We start from the raw sequence: 17136 nt of genomic DNA on the forward strand, positions 1-17136 counted from the left end.
CATGTCCACTCAACCGCAGAAGCGCCCCCAGGGCGGAGACGACGACGGCGCGGCCCCCGATCAGTCGGCGGTCGGCGGCAACGCGCAGGCCCAGAAGCGCGCCGGGGAGCTCGACAGCCTGCTCGATGAGATCGATTCGGTGCTGGAGTCCAACGCCGAGGAGTTCGTCAAGGGCTACGTGCAGAAGGGCGGCGAGTAGCCGCCCATGGATCGGCGCGTCATCGGGGTCGAGACCGAGTTCGGCATCACCCACCACGGCCGCACCCGCCGTGGCCTGCCCCCGGACGAGGTGGCCCGCTACCTCTTCCGCCCGGTGCTGCGCTGGGGGAGAAGCTCGAACGTCTTCATCCCCAACGCCTCCCGGCTCTACCTCGACGTGGGCTCCCACCCGGAGTACGCCACCGCGGAATGCGACGACCTGCTGGACCTGATCGCCTCCGACCGCGCCGGTGAGCTGATCATGCACGACCTGGCGCAGCGCGCCGAGGCGGCGATGACCGAGGACGGCTTCGACGGCAGCGTCTACCTGTTCAAGAACAACGTGGACTCCCAGGGCAACTCCTACGGCAGCCACGAGAACTACCTGATCCCGCGCACCACCCATTTCCGGCGGCTCTCCACGATCCTGCTGCCCTTCCTGGTCACGCGGCAGATCATGGTCGGCGCCGGCCGGCTGGTCCCGGCCACGGACGAGTCCCCGGCGCACTACGCGTTCTCCCAGCGGGCGGACCACATGTGGGAGGGCATCTCCTCGGCCACCACCCGCTCCCGGCCGATCATCAACACCCGCGACGAGCCGCACTCCGACGCCGCGGTGCACCGCCGGCTGCATGTGATCGTGGGCGACTCCAACATGTCCGAGACCACCAGCCTGCTGCGCTACGGCGCCACCGACCTGGTGCTGCGGATGGTCGAGTCCGGGGTCCCGGTGGGAGACTTCGAGCTGGAGAACCCGATCGGGGCGATCCGGCACATCAGCCACGACATCACCGGGAAGGCCGCCGTGAAGATCCGCAACGGGGGCCTGCAGACCGCCGTGGAGATCCAGGCCCGGCTGCTGGACCGGGCGCGGCGCTTCGTCCGCGAGAACGGCGCGCACCATGCGGGCGTGGAGCAGATCTTCGAACTCTGGGAGCGCACCCTGCAGGCGGTCTCCAGCGGCGACCACACCCCGATCGAGCGCGACATCGACTGGGCGATCAAGAAGCGCCTGCTCACCGACGTCGCCGAGCGCGGGAGCCTGCCCATGGGGCACCCGAAGCTGGAACAGCTCGACATGGCCTACCACGACGTCCACCCCACTCGCGGGGTGTTCAACCTGATGGCGGCCCACGGGCGGGTCAGCACACAGCTGGCACCCGAGCGGATCCAACGCGCGATCGTCGACCCGCCGGCCACCACCCGGGCGGCGCTGCGCGGGCGCTTCCTCTCCACTGCCCGGGCGCTGGGTGCCGAGCACACCGTGGACTGGGTGCACCACAAGCTGGTGGACCGGCCGCTGGAGGCGCTGATGCTCAAGGACCCGCTCAGCGCCGAGGATCCCCGGATGGACGCCCTGCTGGATCGGCTCGGAGACCGGGTGGCTTCGCTGAGCGAGCAGACCCTGTCCGAACGCCGCGCCCAGGAGCTCCCGCTGGCGCTCAGCGAACGCTACAAGCTGGGGCGCGCCCCGGAGCTTGCTGAGCCTCCGCTGATCTGACGAACCCGGTACCCGGCCTGTACAGTGCTGGTCAGGCCCAGACCATCTCGCCTCGCCGTTCAAGCTGAAGGAAACACCGTGCATTCTTCGTTCCGCCGCACCTGCGTGGCTCTGTCCGTCCCAGCAGTTCTGCTGCTCACCGCGTGCTCCGACGACGGGCTGGGCGACACCGACGCACTCTCCGGGGTGGACCTGCACTTCACCGAGGAGGGCTCCCCGGAGGTCATCCTGCGCAGCCCGCTCGAGCTCGAGGAGGAAGCCTCCCGGGTGCTCGATCGCGGCGACGGCGAGGACCTCGACGAGGAGCAGATCCTCGAGGTCTCCCACGCCGTGGCGGACCCCTCCACCGGTGAGGTCCAGGAGGAGAGCTTCAGCGAGGACAACCCCTCGATGATCTACCTGCCGCAGATGCAGGAGCAGAGCGAATTCATCTACGACTCGCTCACCGACACCGACCTCACCATCGGGTCCGAGATCGCGCTCTTCGAGCCCGCCGACGCCGAGACCGGCGCCCAGGCCACGCTGCTGGTGCTGCGCGTGGAGGGCCAGTCCCCGGCCTTCGCCGAGGGCGAGGTCCAGGAGCAGGACGGCGAGCTGCCCGAGATCGAGAACGAGGAAGGCACGCTCCCGGAGCTGCTCGGCGGCAATGAGGGCGACGCGCCCGAAGAGGTCAGCACCGAGGTGCTCATCCAGGGCGACGGCGAGGAGGTGGCCGCCGACGATCAGGTCGTGGTGCGCTACTCCGGCTGGAAGTGGTCCGACGGCGAGCTCTTCGACTCCAACTGGCCCCAGGATGAGGACGAGGACGACGCCGGACCGGCCGGCTTCCCGCTGAGCAACCTGGTCCCCGGATGGGCCGAAGGCCTGGAAGGTCAGCAGGTCGGCTCCCGGGTGCTGCTGGTCATCCCACCGGAGTCCGGCTACGGAGAGAGCGACGAGGACGCCGAAGAGGGCACCGAGCATGAGCTGGCAGGGGAGACCCTGATCTTCGTCGTCGACCTGATCGCCTCCGCCGAGGCGCCGCAGGCCGCCGCGCCCGCCCCCCAGTCCGGCCAGCCCGAACTCTCCGAGGAGGAGATCCAGGAGATGATCGAGCAGATGGAGGCCGAGCAGGGCGGCGGCGAGGGTGCCGAAGGCGGCGAGGACGCCGGCGGCGAGGGCGCCGAGAACAACAACGATGCAGACAGCGACGAAGCAACTGATGAGGAGACCGACTGATGTCTTTCGGCCAGCGCAGCTATGACCGCACCCGCCCCGAGGTGGACTTCCCCGGCGACACCCCGCCCGAGGAACTGGTCATCGAGGAGCTCATCGCCGGCGGCGGACACGCCGTGGAGCCCGGCGACTCCATCTCCTGCCACTACGTGGGAGTCTCCTGGTCCACCGGCGAAGAGTTCGACGCCTCCTGGAACCGCGGGCAGACCCTGGACTTCACCGCGGGCATCGGTCAGGTCATCCAGGGCTGGGACCAGGGACTGATCGGGATGAAGGAGGGCGCTCGACGTCGCTTCGAGATCCCGCCGCACCTGGCCTACGGCGAGCAGGGCGCCGGCGCCGCCATCGGACCCAACGAGACCCTGATCTTCGTGGTGGACCTGGTCAGCGTCCGCAAGGCCTCCTGATCCGGCTCGGTGACTGAACAGATCGACGAGGAGCCGGAGGCGGAGCAGGACGTCTACGCCGACTACGGCGTGGCACGGGCCTTCTCCCTGGCCGCGAGCATCCTCGACGCCGGCGCCGGCGGGCTGACCAGGGCGGAGATCCGGGACCGGGTCGAGCACTACCGCACCCAGGCCCAAGGCCAGTCCGCCGACGCCTGGGAGCGGCTGTTCAGCCGCGACAAGGATCATCTGCGCAGCTGCGGCATCGCGATCGAGGAGCCTCCCACAGGCCGGGAGGACTACCGCTACCGGATCGATCCTGCGGACTACGGGCTGCCCCCGGTGCCGCTGAGCCAGGCCGAGACCCTGGTGCTCTCCCGCGCCGGGCAGCTCTGGGCCGGAAGCCGCACCCGATCCTGGCTGGACCAGGCCAGCTGGGCGCTTGCCGGGCCCGGCGAGGCGTCGTCCTCAGTCTTCGCCGCGGCCGGACCTGCCGGCGGTGCGCTGAGCTTCAACCTGGGCAGCGACGACGAGTTCGAGCGGCTCACCGAGCTGGCGGCCCTGCCGCCGCGGGCCGTGCTCGGCTTCGACTACACCGGCAGGGGAGCGGCCCAGCCCGCGCCGCGCCGTGTGGTGCTGCTGGACTTCGCCGCCCGCGGCCACTGGTACCTCATCGGGTACGACCTGGACCGAGGCGCCCGCAGGACCTTCCGACTGGATCGGGTGCACGGCGTCATCAGCCCGCTGCGCCCGGCGCCGGCGTTGAGCGAAGCCGACCGGGCCGGAATCGAGTCAGTCGACGCCGGGTCCGCGCTGCAGGGACTCACCGGCGAGGAGGACCCGGCCCGGCTGCTGCGCGGCGTGCTCGCCGCCCACCAGGGGCCCGCGCAGAAGCCGCCTCGGCTGGCTGCCACCGCGGCGCCGCGCCGGGCAGATCCCGCCCACCGCAAGGTGGAACGCGTGCTCTCCATGGCCGCCTACCTGCTCAGCGCCGACGGGGTCCGCCCCTCGGAGCTGCTCGCCCGGCACCAGATCACACCGAAGCAGCTGCTCAAGGACCTGCTCTCGATCCAGCAGTCCGGCAGCTTCGGCCCGGGCCAGTTCGGCGAGTTCATCGACATCCACCCGTCCCCGCCGCTGAACCTGGACGCGTTCACCCAGGAGTACCTCACCCGAGATGCCCCGATCACCCTGGAGATGCCCTCGGCGCGCACCGGGGAGGTGCTGGCGCGCCCACTCACACTGACCAAACCGGGGGCCCTCTCGCTGCTGATCGCGCTGAACACCATGATCGGCGCGGCCAGCCCCTGCACCGACGGCGACGCCAAGACCAGCCGCACCGGCGCCGATACCACTGGCGCCGATACCGCCGCCACCGATACCGCCGGCACCGCTGGTGAGCCCGCCGGCACCGATACCGCCGGCACCGCTGGTGAGCTCGCCGAGGACTGGGTCTCCGCGGCCGAATCGCTGCGCCGGAAGATCACCACCGTGCTGCCCGAGGGGCTGCAGGAGGCCGCCACCAAGGTTGCCGCCAGCGCCGGAGTGGGCAGCGAGGCCACCGCTGAGCTTCGGGCCGCTGTGTCAGGCGGTTACTGCCTGGCGCTGCGCTATGAGGACGCCTCCGGGACCATCACCGAACGGGTGGTCGAGCCCACCCACGTCTATCTCGACGGTCCCCGCACCTACCTGCAGGCCTGGTGCCGGGTGGCCCAGGGGCCACGGAACTTCCTCAGCTCCCGGATCCGGGAGCAGCGACCGCTGCCCCAGGAGCCGATCGGCGAGACCGCCCGCCAGCTCGCCCAAGCCCCGGCGGAGCCGCCGCGTCCGCCCCGGGACAGCGGAGCGTTCGACGTCGTGCTGCGCTTCTCCCCAGCCGCCGCCGCGCTGGCGGATCGTTACTCGCCGCAGAAGCAACGCACCCAGCCCGACGGGACGAGATTCATCAGCACCTGGTTCCAGAGCCGCGAGGCGCTGATCAGGCTCTGCCTGCAGCTCGGCGGGGATCTCACCGTACTTGCGCCGGCCCAGATCCGTGAGCAGATCACGGCGCGGGCCCGCGAGGAGCTGTCCGCCCTGACGCAGTGAGTGGCGTACGATTGGCCTCAAGGAAAGGACCTGTGCCATGAATATCTCCGGCTGGCAGATCGCGATCATCGCGCTGCTGATCATCCTGCTCTTCGGAGCGCCGAAGCTGCCCAAGCTGGCCAAGTCGCTGGGCCAGTCGATGCGCATCTTCCGGTCTGAGGTGCGCACCATGGGCGAGGAGTCCAAGCGGAACTCCACCGACCCGGACGCCCCAGACGTCTCCGCCGAGCCCAGCGAAGACCCCCGCACGGACGAGCGTGCCCCGGTCGAGGGCCGCGTGCTCAACTCCAATGACCCCACCGCCGAGCAGGCCCGCCGCACCGAGCGGGAGCAGCGGGGAGACCACCGCTAAGCCGCATGGCCACCTCGAAGAAGCGGCGGCGCGATCCCGAGCGCACCATGGCGCTGAAGGATCACCTCCGGGAGCTGCGCAACCGCCTGATCAAGGCCGCCATCGGCATCCTGCTCGGGGCGACCGCCGGATTCTTCCTCTACGACTGGCTGGTCCAGGTGCTCGCCGAGCCGATCCTGGCCTTCGAGTCCGAGGGTCAGCTCGCGGAGATCGCGTTCAACACCGTGGGTGGACCGCTGGATCTGATGATCCGGCTCTCACTCTTCGTGGGCATCGTGATCTCCTCCCCGATCTGGCTCTATCAGATCTGGGCGTTCATCATGCCCGGGCTGAAGAAGACCGAGAAGCGCTACGCCATCGGGTTCATCGCCGCCTCGGTGCCCTTGTTCCTGGGCGGGATCGCCGCGGCCTACAGCGTGCTGCCCCAGGCGGTGGGCTTCTTCCTGGCGCTGAACCCGGAGGGCACCTCCAACGTCATCAACCCGGATGTCTACTTCTCCTTCGTGCTGACGCTGTTCCTGGCCTTCGGGATCGCCATGGTGATCCCGGTGGTGCTGGTCGGGATCAACATGATGGGACTGGTCACCGGCAAGCAGGTGCTCAAGGCCTGGCGCGGGGTGATCATGCTGATCGCCGTGATCTCCGCACTGGCGGCCCCCGGCGGCGACGCGGTGAGCATGTTCTTCCTCGCCCTGCCGCTGACTGTGCTCTTCGGCATCGCGATCCTGCTGTGCATGCTCAATGACCGCCGCCGCGCCAAGCGCGAAGCCGCCACCGATGCCGAGATCGACGAGCTGCTGCGCGACTGAGCCGCGCCGTCGTCGGGCGGCTCAGGCGAGGATCGGGCTGGCAGCGGTGTTCCGGCCCAGGTGTTCCCATCCCAGCCCCTGGAAGCATGGCCCCGAGGTCGCCTCGGAGAACTTGATGTCGTTGTGCCCGCTGTTCCACTCCAGCACCTGGACCGAGCCGTCGCGGGCCACCGCCAGATCCCAGCCGATGGAGGGGACCATCGGTATGCGCCGATGCAGCCGTTCCACGGCTTCCCGGCAGGCGGCATAGCTGGGCACCTGGTGGCCGGCGAAGACGAAGCCGGAGTCAGGGTGCCGGTCGATCTCGAGCCAGTCCACCGAGTATCCGACCGGGCTGAAGGCGCCCGTCGCCGTGTCCAGGACCACTCGGATGTTCGACTCTGATGCGACGTGGTCCTCCGCGTCCCGTCCGAACCGCAGATAGGCACTCCTGACGGAGGCCCTTCCGTCAGGCTCCAGGACAGTCGTCATCCGCAGCGTCCCGACCGAGCTGGCGGCGACCTGCGCGAAGACCTCATGCTGGTCGATGAACGGCTGGATCACCCCGTCGGGGAGACCCGCGGCCGTCTGGAGGAAGCGATCCCGGTCCAAAATATGCACGCCTCGGCCGCGATCGCTGGCGTCAGCCTTGAAGGCCACCTGTTCACCGCCGGCAAAGATCAGGTCAGTGAACTCCTGCAGTGACGAGACCGGTTCCAGGGAGGCGTTGTACAGCTGGCCCTTGACCACGTATCCGGAGTCGGGGATCTCCTTCTCCTGCCCGAAGATGCAGGCGGTCATCGAGCGCATGTCGGAGAGCCCGCCATAGCGGCCTTCGATCGCTGGCAGGACCACCGACATGTAGTAGTTGTCCGGGATCCACCCCTGACGGAACTCGCCGGCCACCGCGCAGTAGACATAGAGCCAGGGCGCATAGCTCCTGGAGCCGAGGACCTCGACGGCGTACTGGTCGGCCTGGGACTGGAGCTGCTTCGGAAGCGGGCCCTTGGCGGTCTCGATCGAGCGGAGCACCTTCGCCGCCGTCCGACTGTTCAAACGGGAGCGGACTTTCATCCGCAACCCATCCTCTGCCTGCTCGATCGTGTCCAGGTTCACGCCAGCTCCTCGGAGTTCAGCTGTCCCACGGTGTGTTCATCGGGCGTCAATCTAACAGGGCACTGCTCCGCCGACCAGGGTTCCCGGAGTCCCTCTCGCAAATCCGCCGGCCGCCCCCTCTGTCGCATGCCTATGCCGTGTCCCATGGCTTTGGCGCGATATATCGATGGGACATGGCATAGCGATGCGACAAACCAGGGAGGGTGGGGAATGCCCCGGGGCGCGGTGGCCCAGCCCCGCTCTGGCCTCCCGCTCTGGCCTCCCGCCCCGGCCGCTCCGGATCAGCCCCGGGCTGCGGCCTGGGCGCGGAGTCCGCGCAGCAGCTGATCGTGTTCCTCGATGAGCAGCCGGCGCAGTGCGGCCGGGGCGTCGCCGTTCTCCTGGAGCCAGGCCTCGGTGCGCTGCGCCAGGGGATCCTGCTCGGGGTCCTGTCCGGGATCCAGGTCCTGGGCTCCGGGGTAGAGCCCGGAGACCACCCGGGTGGCCTGGCCCTGACTCATCCGCTCCCACACGTCGCTCAGCGCCTCGAAGTACGCCGGGGTGTGCCGCTCGATCACCGCAGCGGTCTCTGGATCCCCGGCCACGGTGAAGCCTTCCACGGTGGCGGTGAGGTGATCGTTGGAGAGCTCCTGGCCGGCGTCGTCGGTCCCGGCCAGCGCCTGCCCGAAGGCGTCCTGCTTGATCCGCCGGTCCGGACGCGCCGCAGCGGCCAACCGGTGTGCGATCTTCGCCCGGGCGGTGGTCTTGGCGGCCAGCTCCGCGTCCAGCTGCTCCCGGCTCACCCGGCCGTGCGCGGCGAGGGCCTGCAGGAACGCCCAGCGCAGCTCCTCGTCGATCGCCAGCCCGGAGATTCCGTGGTCCTCGGCGCCGCCGTCGAGCAGCGCCTCGAGCAGCTCCAGCTGCGAACCTTCTTCGCGGGAGAGTGTGGCCAGGCACCGGGCGATCGCTCGCTGATGGTCCCCACCGGTGCGGCGGGTCAGCTCCCCGGCGAGCGTCGCCGCGAGGTCCCGCTGCAGCCCGGCGCGCTCCTTGGCCGGGGTGTAGCGCTCAAGCGCGGTCAGCGACTGCCGCAGCAGCCCCTGGACGACGACGATCTCTTCGATGCCCAGGCCCAGCTGCTGCACGGCGGTGAGGAACCGGCGGGCGGGCAGCTCACCGTCGCGCACCATGGACCACAGCGCGGCCCAGACGGTGGCCCGCGCCAGCGGGTCCGCCACCGGATAGGTCAGCACCGCGGCCACCGACTCTGCGTCCAGGCTGAGCTTGGCGTAGGTCAGATCCTCTTCATTGGGCAGCAGCAGCCGGGGGCGCCCCTCGGGGACGTTGAGCTCGGGGACCTCGGTGACGCCGTTGGGGGCGGCCGGGTCCACAAAGACCTCCTGGGCGGCGTGCAGCACCAGGGTGTCGTTCGAGGGAGCGAGCAGGTGCACGCCGACGCGGATCTTATGCGGCCGGGACACCGACTCACCCGTGGCCGGATCGATGCCCTGCTCGCGCACCAGCACACGACCGGACTCGTCGAGCTCGGCGGAGAGCACCGGGACCCCGGCGGTCTGCAGCCAGGCCCGCGCCCAGTCGTCCATGTTCGCCCCGGTGACCTCCTCCAACACGGCGAGGAAGTCTCCCAGTGAAGCGTTGCCGAAGGCGTGCCGGGTGAAGTAGCGCCGCGCGGCCTCCCGGAAGGCCTCCCGACCGGCGTAGGCGGCGAGCTGCTTGAGCACCGAGGCGCCCTTGGCGTAGGTGATCCCGTCGAAATTCTGGTCGGCGGCCTCGAGGTCCTCGATGTCCGCGACGATCGGGTGCGTGGTGGGCAGCTGGTCCTGCACATAGGCCCAGGCCTTGCGCCCGTTGGCGAAGGAGATCCAGGAGGTCTCCCAGTCGGTGGCCTCGTCCACGGCCAGGGAACCCATGTAGTCGGCGAAGGACTCCTTGAGCCACAGGTCGTCCCACCAGTGCATGGTCACCAGATCGCCGAACCACATATGCGCCATCTCATGCATCAACGTGTTGGCCCGGGTCTCATACTGGGCGTCGGTGGCCGCGGTGTCGAAGACGTACTTCTCGGTGAAGGTCACCAGTCCCGGGTTCTCCATCGCGCCGAGGTTGTACTCCGGGACGAAGACCTGGTCGTACTTGCCCCAGGGATAGGGGTAGGCGAACTCGGTGTGGAAGAAGTCCAGCCCGCTGCGGGTGAGCTCCAGCAGCGCCTCGGCGTCGAAGTGCTTGGCCAGCGATGCCCGGCAGAGCACGCTCAGCGGCACCTCGCGGGCCTCTCCGCCCGGGACCCCGCCCTGGTAGCGGCCCTCCACGTGGTGGTAGGGACCGGCCAGCAGCGCGGTGATATAGGAAGACATCCGGGGAGTCTCAGCGAACTCCACCCGGACCAGCGGGTGAGCATCGGCGTCGTCACCGGTGGTGGTCTCCACGGTCTCCAGGGGCGCCCGGGTGATCGCCGGGCTGTTCGAGCGCAGCTGCCAGGCCTGGGGCCCGATGATCGAGAAGCTGAATCGGGCCTTCAGATCCGGCTGCTCGAAGACCGGGAACACCCGGCGGGAATCGGCCGGCTCGTACTGGGTGTAGAGATAGACCTGGTCATCCACCGGGTCCACGAACCGGTGCAGGCCCTCCCCGGACCGGGAATAGCGCGAGGTGGACCGGATCTCCACTGTGTTCTGCGCCTGCAGCTCCGGGAGCAGGATCCGGGCGGGCCCCACGTGGCTGGCCACGTCCAGGTCCACACCGTTGAGCACCAGGGACTCCACCGAGGCTCCCAGGTGGTCCAGGAACGTGCTGGCACCGGCCTCCGCCGCGGAGAACGTGATCGAGGTCTGCACCGGGTAGGTGGCTGCCGCCGGGGCGGGGGCCCCGCGCAGATCCACCTCGACGCGGTAGTGCGTGACCTCCAGCAGGGTGCCGCGCCGGGCGGCCTCCTCGCGGGTCAGGTTCTCGACATCGGCACGGGGGAAGGGCAGCTGAGCAGTCATCCTGCCATTCAAGCAGACACCTGCTCAGCCGCCCGTCAGCGGCTCAGCCGCTCACCAGAAGCTCAGCCGCCCATCAGCAGCTCAGCCGCCCATTCCCGCGCGCCCGGCTCACTTCCGGCGCGAATGCAGCAGCTTCTCCTTCACCGGTGCCTCGGGAGAGGCCCGCAGCGTGCGGTAGTACTCCATGGACTCATCCTGGCGCTGCTGCTCGGTGCCGGAGGTGATCTCCATGCGCACGTGTTCGGGGGAGTAGCCGAAGGAGTCCACGATGTCCTGAGCGTGCGGGCGCAGCCGGGCCAGCAGCCGGTTCACATAGGGGCTGAGCGTGCGGGCCCGCTGCGACGAGATCCGGCCGTGCAGCAGGTACCAGTCCAGCGTGTCTTCGATCTTGGTCAGCGCGTAGAGGTCACGCAGCCAGGTCATGATCTGCTTGGTCCCGGGATCGCTGACCCGTTCCAGGGCCTCGGTGAAGGACTCCCAGAGCAGCAGGTCCGCGTGGGCCTTCGCTGCGTTGATGATCTCGTACTGGTGTTCGTTGAAGATCTCCGCCTGCTTCGCCGCGGGCAGCTTCGACGCCGAGCGCAGCTCCCCGGCGACGTCGATGACCATCTGCCGGGAACGCTCGGTGAGCAGCTGACGCTGCACCTCGGGCTGCTTGAACCAGTTCGCGCTGCGGCGCTCGTCCCCGGTGTCCTGCACTGACTGCACGGCACGGCGCAGCCCGAACCGGTTCATCACGGTGGACTGGGCCTGGTTGGCCACATAGCGCGAGAGCACCCCGAAATCGGCGCCCTTGAACTCGGCGGCGTAGTCGCTGAGCAGCCGCTTGGCCACCAGCTGGAGCAGCACGTTGTTGTCCCCTTCGAAGGTGACATAGACATCGAGGTCGGCGCGCAGCGAGACCAGCCGGTTCTCCGAGATGAACCCGGCACCGCCGCAGGCCTCGCGGGCCTCCTGCAGGGTGTCCAGCGCGTGCCAGGTGGTGACCGACTTGATCGCCGCGGCGAGGGTCTCCAGCTCCTGCCGGTTGGCGTCTGAATCGTCCTTCCCGGAGAACACGTCATCCAGCTTGACCAGCAGGTTCTCGTGGGCGAAGTTCGCCGCGAAGGTGGTGGCCAGGCGGGGAAGCAGCCGGCGCTGGTGCAGCTGGTAGTCCAGCAGCACCTCCTCCTCGATCGGGGAGGAGGCGTTGAACTGGCGGCGCTGGTTGCCGTAGGTGATCGCACCGATCAGCGCCAGCTTCGAAGCCGCCACCGAAGCGCCGGTGAGCGAGACCCGTCCCTGCACCAGGGTGCCGAGCATCGTGAAGAAGCGCCGGCCGGGGGAGTCGATCGGGGAGCTGTAGGTGCCGTCGGCGGCGACGTCGCCGTAGCGGTTGAGCAGGTTGGTCCGGGGCACCCGGACCTGGTTGAAGGTGAAGCAGCCGTTGTCGACCCCGTTCAGGCCGCCCTTCTGGCCCTCATCGGTGATCGTGATGCCCTCCAGCGCCTTGCCGTCCTCGCCGCGGATGTTGGTGTAGAGGCAATGCACCCCGTGGTTGACCCCGTTGGTGATCAGCTGGGCGAAGACGACGGCGTCCTTGGCGTGGTTCGCCGCATTGCCCAGGTAGCGCTTGGTGGCCGCGGGGAACGGGGTGTGCAGGATGAACTCTTCGGTGGCCGGATCATAGGTCGCGGTGGTACCGATGGAGGCGACGTCGGAGCCGTGGCCGAACTCGGTCATGGCGAAAGCGCCCGGGGCCCTGAGGTCCATGGTCGCGGGGAGGAAACGACGGTGATGATCCTCCGAGCCCAGGTGCAGCACCGCGGCGGCGAAGAGTCCCCACTGGACCCCGGCCTTGATCTGCAGCGACGGGTCCGCGGTGACCAGTTCCTCGAAGGCGGCGATGTTCGCCCCGTGGGCGTCCTGACCGCCGAACTCGGTGGGGAAGGCCCGGTGCACGGCGCCGCCGTCGACCAGCAGCGCCAGCTGCTTGAACACCCGCTCGCGGTGGTCCTCCTTGGACATGCCCTCGATCTTGTGGAACGCCGAGTCCTTCAGCAGCTCCCGGGCCTCACGCCGGGTCTCTGCCCAGTGACCGAGCAGCACCTCCTCCATCACCTTCTTGTCCACGCGGGCGGAGTCGGCGGGGTCGATGGCCTCGATCGGGTCGGTGACCGGGTGGTGTGACATGAGGTCTCCTCAGACTGGTGTTGAGCGTCAGGCGCACGGGGTGATCGGCACCGGTTCTTCGGTGTGGGGTGATCAGTGATCCTGCACACAAAATAGTCTATGATACTGACCAGTAACAAATGCAAGACCCGGCGCACCTGCTGACCCAGCGGGGGTCGCGCCGGGGGCTGCAACCCTCGACCCAGGAGTCAGTTCCATGAGTGCACAGAACATCCGCGACGCCGTCATCATCGGTGGAAATCGCATCCCCTTCGCCCGGGCGCACACCGCCTACGCCACCGCCGGGAATCAGGACATGCTCACCTCCACGCTGAACGGCCTGGTGGCCCGCTTCGGGCTGCAGGGGGAGCAGATCGGCACCGTCGCCGCCGGGGCCGTGATGAAGCACTCCAAGAACTTCAACCTCACCCGGGAATCGGTGCTGGGCACCCCGCTGGACCCCAAGACCCCGGCCTTCGACGTGCAGATGGCCTGCGCCACCGGCATGGAGGCGATCGGCTCGATGGCGAACAAGATCAAGCTGGGCCAGATCGACTCGGCCATCGCCGGGGGAGTCGACTCCATCTCTGACGCCCCGATCGTGGTCACCGACGAGCTGCGCGGGATCCTGATGGAGGCCAACCGGGCCAAGACCCTCAGCCAGCGACTCAAGGCGCTGTCCAAGATCCGCCCGGCCCACCTGGCCCCGCAGGCCCCCGGCGTCAACGAGCCGCGCACCGGGATGTCCATGGGCGAGCACATGGCGATCACCGCCCACGCCTGGGGCATCACCCGCGCGGAGCAGGACGAGCTCGCCCTGGCCAGCCACAAGAACCTCGCCGCCGCCTATGACCGCGGCTTCTTCGACGACCTGATCACCCCGTTCAAGAACGTCAGCCGCGACACCAACATGCGCGCCGACTCCACCCTGGAGAAGCTGGGCAAGCTCTCCCCGGCCTTCGGCAAGGACCTCGGCGCCGAGGCCACCATGACCGCGGCGAACTCCACCGCCCTGACCGACGGCGCCTCCGCGGTGCTGCTGGGCTCCGAGGAATGGGCGGACCAGCACGACCTGCCCAAGCTGGCGAACTTCATCGACTACGAGGAGGGCGCAGTGGACTTCGTCGACGGCGCCGAAGGCCTGCTGATGGCACCGGCCTACGCCGCCGCCCGGATGCTCAAGCGCAACAACCTCAGCTTCTCCGACTTCGAGTACCTGGAGATCCACGAGGCCTTCGCCTCCACCGTGCTGGCCCAGATCAAGGCCTGGGAGTCCGAGGAGTTCTGCAAGAACAAGCTCGGCCTGGACTCTGCACTGGGCACCATCGACCGCAGCCGGCTCAATGTCAACGGCTCCTCGCTCGCCGCCGGGCACCCCTTCGCGGCCACCGGTGGACGGATCGTCGCCTCACTGGCCAAGGCGCTGCACGGCAAGCCCGGCAAGCTCGGCTTCATCTCGGTCTGCGCCGCCGGCGGCCAGGGCATCACCGCGATCATCGAAGGGCGGTGAACGCTTCATGGCTCGAGACACCTACACGGAATTCGCCAACACCGGCTTCGGCCGCACCCTGACCAAGAACCTGGGCCTGCCGCAGCCGGCGAAGCTGCGCCGGCACCGGCCCGGCCGCCCGCTGATCGACGGACCCGTCGTGGTGCTGGGCAGCTCCGAGGCCGCCTCGGCGCTCGCGGATCGGCTGCTCAGCTGGGATCTCGATGTGCGCCGGCACCTCGGGCCCAAGGAGAAGGTGGCCGGCGTCGTCGCCTGCTTCGACTCCGCCTCCAGCCCTGCGGACCTCAGCGAGACCGTGCTGGAGATCGGGATGCTGCTCAAGCAGCTCAAGCCCTCCGGCCGGGTGATCACCGTCTCCCGGGACCCGCAGGGCACCTCGGACCCCAGCGTCCGCGCCGCCCGCAGCGCGGTTCAGGGCCTGACCCGCTCCACGGCCCACGAGATGCGAGCCGGGGGCACCGCCAACGGAATCGTGCTCGCCGATGAGCTGGATCCCTCCGCACCGGGTGTCGCCGGGGCGCTGCGCTTCCTGCTCTCCGGACGCTCCGCGTTCGTCTCGGGTCAGTTCATCTCGGTGGACAGCGTCAACGGTGCACTGCCGCAGAACTGGGACCGCCCGCTGCAGGGCCAGGTCGCCGTGGTCACCGGCGCCGCCCGCGGCATCGGTGCGTCCATCGCCCGGGTGCTGCACCGCGACGGCGCCTCCTTGATCCTGGTCGACATCCCCGCGGCCGGCGAGCAGCTGGCCGCGGTGGCCAATGAGGTCTCCGGGACCGCGCTGCAGCTGGACATCACCGCCGAGAATGCGGGGGAACGGATCCTCGGCCACGCGAGGCAGCACCATGGACGGCTCGACATCGTGGTGCACAACGCCGGGATCACCCGGGACAAGCTGCTGGCGAATATGGACGAGTCCCGCTGGAACTCGGTGATCGCGGTGAACATCGAGTCGCAGCTGCGGATGAATCGGGCCTTCCTGGCCTCGGACCTGTTCAACTCCGATGCTCGCGGAGCGATGGGCCCGCGGATCATCTCGCTGGCCTCGACCTCCGGGATCGCCGGGAACCGCGGCCAGACCAACTACGCCGCCTCCAAGGCCGGGGTCATGGGCATGGTCTCGGCGACCGCCGATCAGCTGGCCGCCCGGCACGGCACCATCAACGCCGTCGCCCCGGGATTCATCGAGACCGAGATGACGGCGAAGATCCCCTTCGCCACCCGGGAGGTCGCCCGGCGGCTGAACTCGCTGAACCAGGGCGGACTGCCGGTGGACGTGGCGGAGACCATCTCCTTCCTGGCCTCACCGCAGGCCGGCGGGACCTCGGGGCTGACCCTGCGGGTCTGTGGACAGAATCTCGTGGGGGCCTGAGCCATGGAGATTGAATCCCGGAATACGGAATCTGTGATCACGGAGATCGAGAGGCCCTCCCTGAGCAGCCTCTACGGGCGCGCCGCTCTGGGTGCCGCACGCTCGAAGCTACGCCCCGGCGCCGGACCGCGCTCCCTGCCGAAGCAGACCCTGCTGGCCCAGCATCCCGGGGTCAGCGCGGAAGAGGCCGAGAGCTACCGTCGGCTCTTCGGCGGGGAGGGGTTCGACGGCGTCCACCGCGCCTCGCTGCCCTCGGTTCTGGTCCACATCATCGGGTTCCCGGTCCTGATGGCCCTGATGAGCCAGGACGCGTTCCCGCTGCCGCTGATCGGGCTGGTGCACGTGTCCAACGAGGTCGAACACCTGCGTCCGGTCCGCGTGGGTCAGCCCGTGCAGATCCTGGTGAGCGCCGAGAATCTCCGTCCGCACCGCCGCGGCACCCAGGTGGACATCAAGGTCACCGTCCTTGAAGCCGGGACAGACCCGCAGGCCGCCCTCGGAGCAGCTGGCGCAGAGGAGTCCGCGGTGCTCTGGCGCTCGGTCTCGACCTACCTCAGCAAGGGCGCCCAGCTCGGCACGGAGATCTCGGCGGCGTCCGGGACCGCGGAGAACGGGTCCACCGCCGTGGCCCGCTCCGAGGATCCGAAGTCCTTCGTCCCACCGACCAAGACCGCCACCTGGCGGCTGGGCTCGGATGCCGGTCGGGCCTACGCCGCGGTCTCAGGCGACTACAACCCGATCCACGTGTCCCAGCTCACTGCCAGGTCGCTGGGCATGCCCGCCGCGATCGTGCATGGCATGTACTCGGCCGGGCGGATGCTGGAGGGACGGGAGCCGGAGAACGCCGGGCACCGCTGGTGGATCCGTTTCGAGGCTCCGGTGACCCTGCCCGGCACCGTGGCCTTCGCCGCACAGCCGCAGGGGGCGAACACCATGCGTTTCACCGGGTGGAACCCGCGCAAGGCCCGGCGGCACTTCGACGCCGGGCTGCAGCTGCCCTGATCCAGCACGGCTGGGTGAAGTACGGCAGGGTTCAGCACTCCTGAGTCCAGCACCCCCGAGTCCAGCACCCCCGAGTCCAGCACCCCCGAGTCCAGCACCCCCGAGTCCAGCAGAGACGAGCACCATGAGAGAGACTCCCGCAGAGCCTGGCCCACTGATCAGGCGCGGGAGTCTCCTCTTCGGTGTCGGCTTCCTCCTGGCCAGCGTCGCATCGATGATCTCGCTTCTCGATCTCAGCGGCCAAGGTGATCCCGCCGGGCTGCGGGTGCTGCTGCCAGTGGTGTTCGCGGCAGCGTCGGCGGGCAGCTTCGCCGCCGGGGGATACCTGGGCACAGCGGTGGTCTCCGGGTTCGGATGTGTGGCGCTCTACGTTGCGCTGATCTTCGGGGCGACCCTGTTCTTCGGCCCCTGAGCACCACTGCACCAGATGCGTGTGCGGACCCCCTGCCGAGGTGTGCAAAGGGTCATCGTTGCTG

General features: G+C 69.2%; 14 protein-coding genes. 11 read left to right on the forward strand and 3 right to left on the reverse strand.

Annotation, left to right across the window (positions count from 1 at the left end; all coding sequences use genetic code 11):
* Nucleotide 1: 1 nt before the first annotated feature.
* From HNR11_RS10230 to tatC, 7 genes are all read left to right on the forward strand, one after another.
* Entirely contained in the window at nucleotides 2–199 is a 198-nt protein-coding gene (locus HNR11_RS10230) for a ubiquitin-like protein Pup (RefSeq protein ID WP_058889380.1), read from the forward strand.
* Between the two features lie 6 nt (nucleotides 200–205).
* Nucleotides 206–1699: a Pup--protein ligase gene (gene pafA, locus HNR11_RS10235; RefSeq protein ID WP_179442180.1), complete on the forward strand. Its 1494-nt coding sequence runs from the start codon at nucleotides 206–208 to the stop codon at nucleotides 1697–1699.
* A 78-nt stretch (nucleotides 1700–1777) separates the two neighbouring features.
* Entirely contained in the window at nucleotides 1778–2917 is a 1140-nt protein-coding gene (locus HNR11_RS10240) for an FKBP-type peptidyl-prolyl cis-trans isomerase (RefSeq protein ID WP_179442181.1), read from the forward strand.
* Nucleotides 2917–3321 (forward strand): FKBP-type peptidyl-prolyl cis-trans isomerase, encoded by a 405-nt coding sequence (locus HNR11_RS10245; protein WP_058889377.1) that lies wholly within the window; start codon nucleotides 2917–2919, stop codon nucleotides 3319–3321. The genes HNR11_RS10240 and HNR11_RS10245 overlap by 1 nt, the downstream gene beginning before the upstream one ends.
* Before the next feature lie 9 nt (nucleotides 3322–3330).
* The gene (locus HNR11_RS10250) at nucleotides 3331–5388 is read left to right on the forward strand and encodes a WYL domain-containing protein (protein WP_179442182.1); all 2058 of its coding nucleotides are present in this window, start codon (nucleotides 3331–3333) and stop codon (nucleotides 5386–5388) included.
* Between the two features lie 37 nt (nucleotides 5389–5425).
* Nucleotides 5426–5740, forward strand: coding sequence for a Sec-independent protein translocase subunit TatA (tatA, locus tag HNR11_RS10255; RefSeq protein ID WP_058889375.1), 315 nt, complete (start codon nucleotides 5426–5428; stop codon nucleotides 5738–5740).
* 5 nt (nucleotides 5741–5745) lie between these two features.
* Nucleotides 5746–6549 (forward strand): twin-arginine translocase subunit TatC, encoded by an 804-nt coding sequence (tatC, locus tag HNR11_RS10260; RefSeq protein WP_246310383.1) that lies wholly within the window; start codon nucleotides 5746–5748, stop codon nucleotides 6547–6549.
* 21 nt (nucleotides 6550–6570) lie between these two features.
* Here the strand turns inward: tatC and HNR11_RS10265 are convergent, their stop codons facing one another.
* The 3 genes from HNR11_RS10265 to HNR11_RS10275 form a co-directional block, all read right to left on the reverse strand.
* Nucleotides 6571–7644: a sugar-transfer associated ATP-grasp domain-containing protein gene (locus HNR11_RS10265; RefSeq protein WP_179442183.1), complete on the reverse strand. Its 1074-nt coding sequence runs from the start codon at nucleotides 7642–7644 to the stop codon at nucleotides 6571–6573.
* 281 nt (nucleotides 7645–7925) lie between these two features.
* Entirely contained in the window at nucleotides 7926–10628 is a 2703-nt protein-coding gene (gene pepN / locus HNR11_RS10270) for an aminopeptidase N (RefSeq protein ID WP_179442184.1), read from the reverse strand.
* Nucleotides 10629–10736: 108 nt separating this feature from the next.
* Nucleotides 10737–12800, reverse strand: coding sequence for an acyl-CoA dehydrogenase family protein (locus HNR11_RS10275; protein WP_179442185.1), 2064 nt, complete (start codon nucleotides 12798–12800; stop codon nucleotides 10737–10739).
* Between the two features lie 196 nt (nucleotides 12801–12996).
* Here HNR11_RS10275 and HNR11_RS10280 point away from each other — a divergent pair, with 196 nt between their 5' ends.
* The 4 genes from HNR11_RS10280 (at nucleotide 12997) to HNR11_RS10295 (ending at nucleotide 17072) form a co-directional block, all read left to right on the forward strand.
* On the forward strand, nucleotides 12997–14289 hold the full coding sequence (locus HNR11_RS10280; RefSeq protein ID WP_179442186.1) for an acetyl-CoA C-acetyltransferase: 1293 nt from the start codon (nucleotides 12997–12999) through the stop codon (nucleotides 14287–14289).
* A gap of 7 nt (nucleotides 14290–14296) precedes the next feature.
* Entirely contained in the window at nucleotides 14297–15658 is a 1362-nt protein-coding gene (locus HNR11_RS10285; RefSeq protein ID WP_179442187.1) for a 3-oxoacyl-ACP reductase, read from the forward strand.
* Between the two features lie 3 nt (nucleotides 15659–15661).
* Complete coding sequence (locus HNR11_RS10290; protein WP_179442188.1) at nucleotides 15662–16660, forward strand: MaoC/PaaZ C-terminal domain-containing protein; 999 nt, start codon at nucleotides 15662–15664, stop codon at nucleotides 16658–16660.
* Between the two features lie 124 nt (nucleotides 16661–16784).
* Complete coding sequence (locus tag HNR11_RS10295; protein WP_179442189.1) at nucleotides 16785–17072, forward strand: hypothetical protein; 288 nt, start codon at nucleotides 16785–16787, stop codon at nucleotides 17070–17072.
* The last annotated feature ends 64 nt before the right edge of the window (nucleotides 17073–17136 follow it).

The organism is Nesterenkonia sandarakina (genome assembly GCF_013410215.1).
GTDB classification, from domain to species: Bacteria; Actinomycetota; Actinomycetes; order Actinomycetales; family Micrococcaceae; genus Nesterenkonia; species Nesterenkonia sandarakina.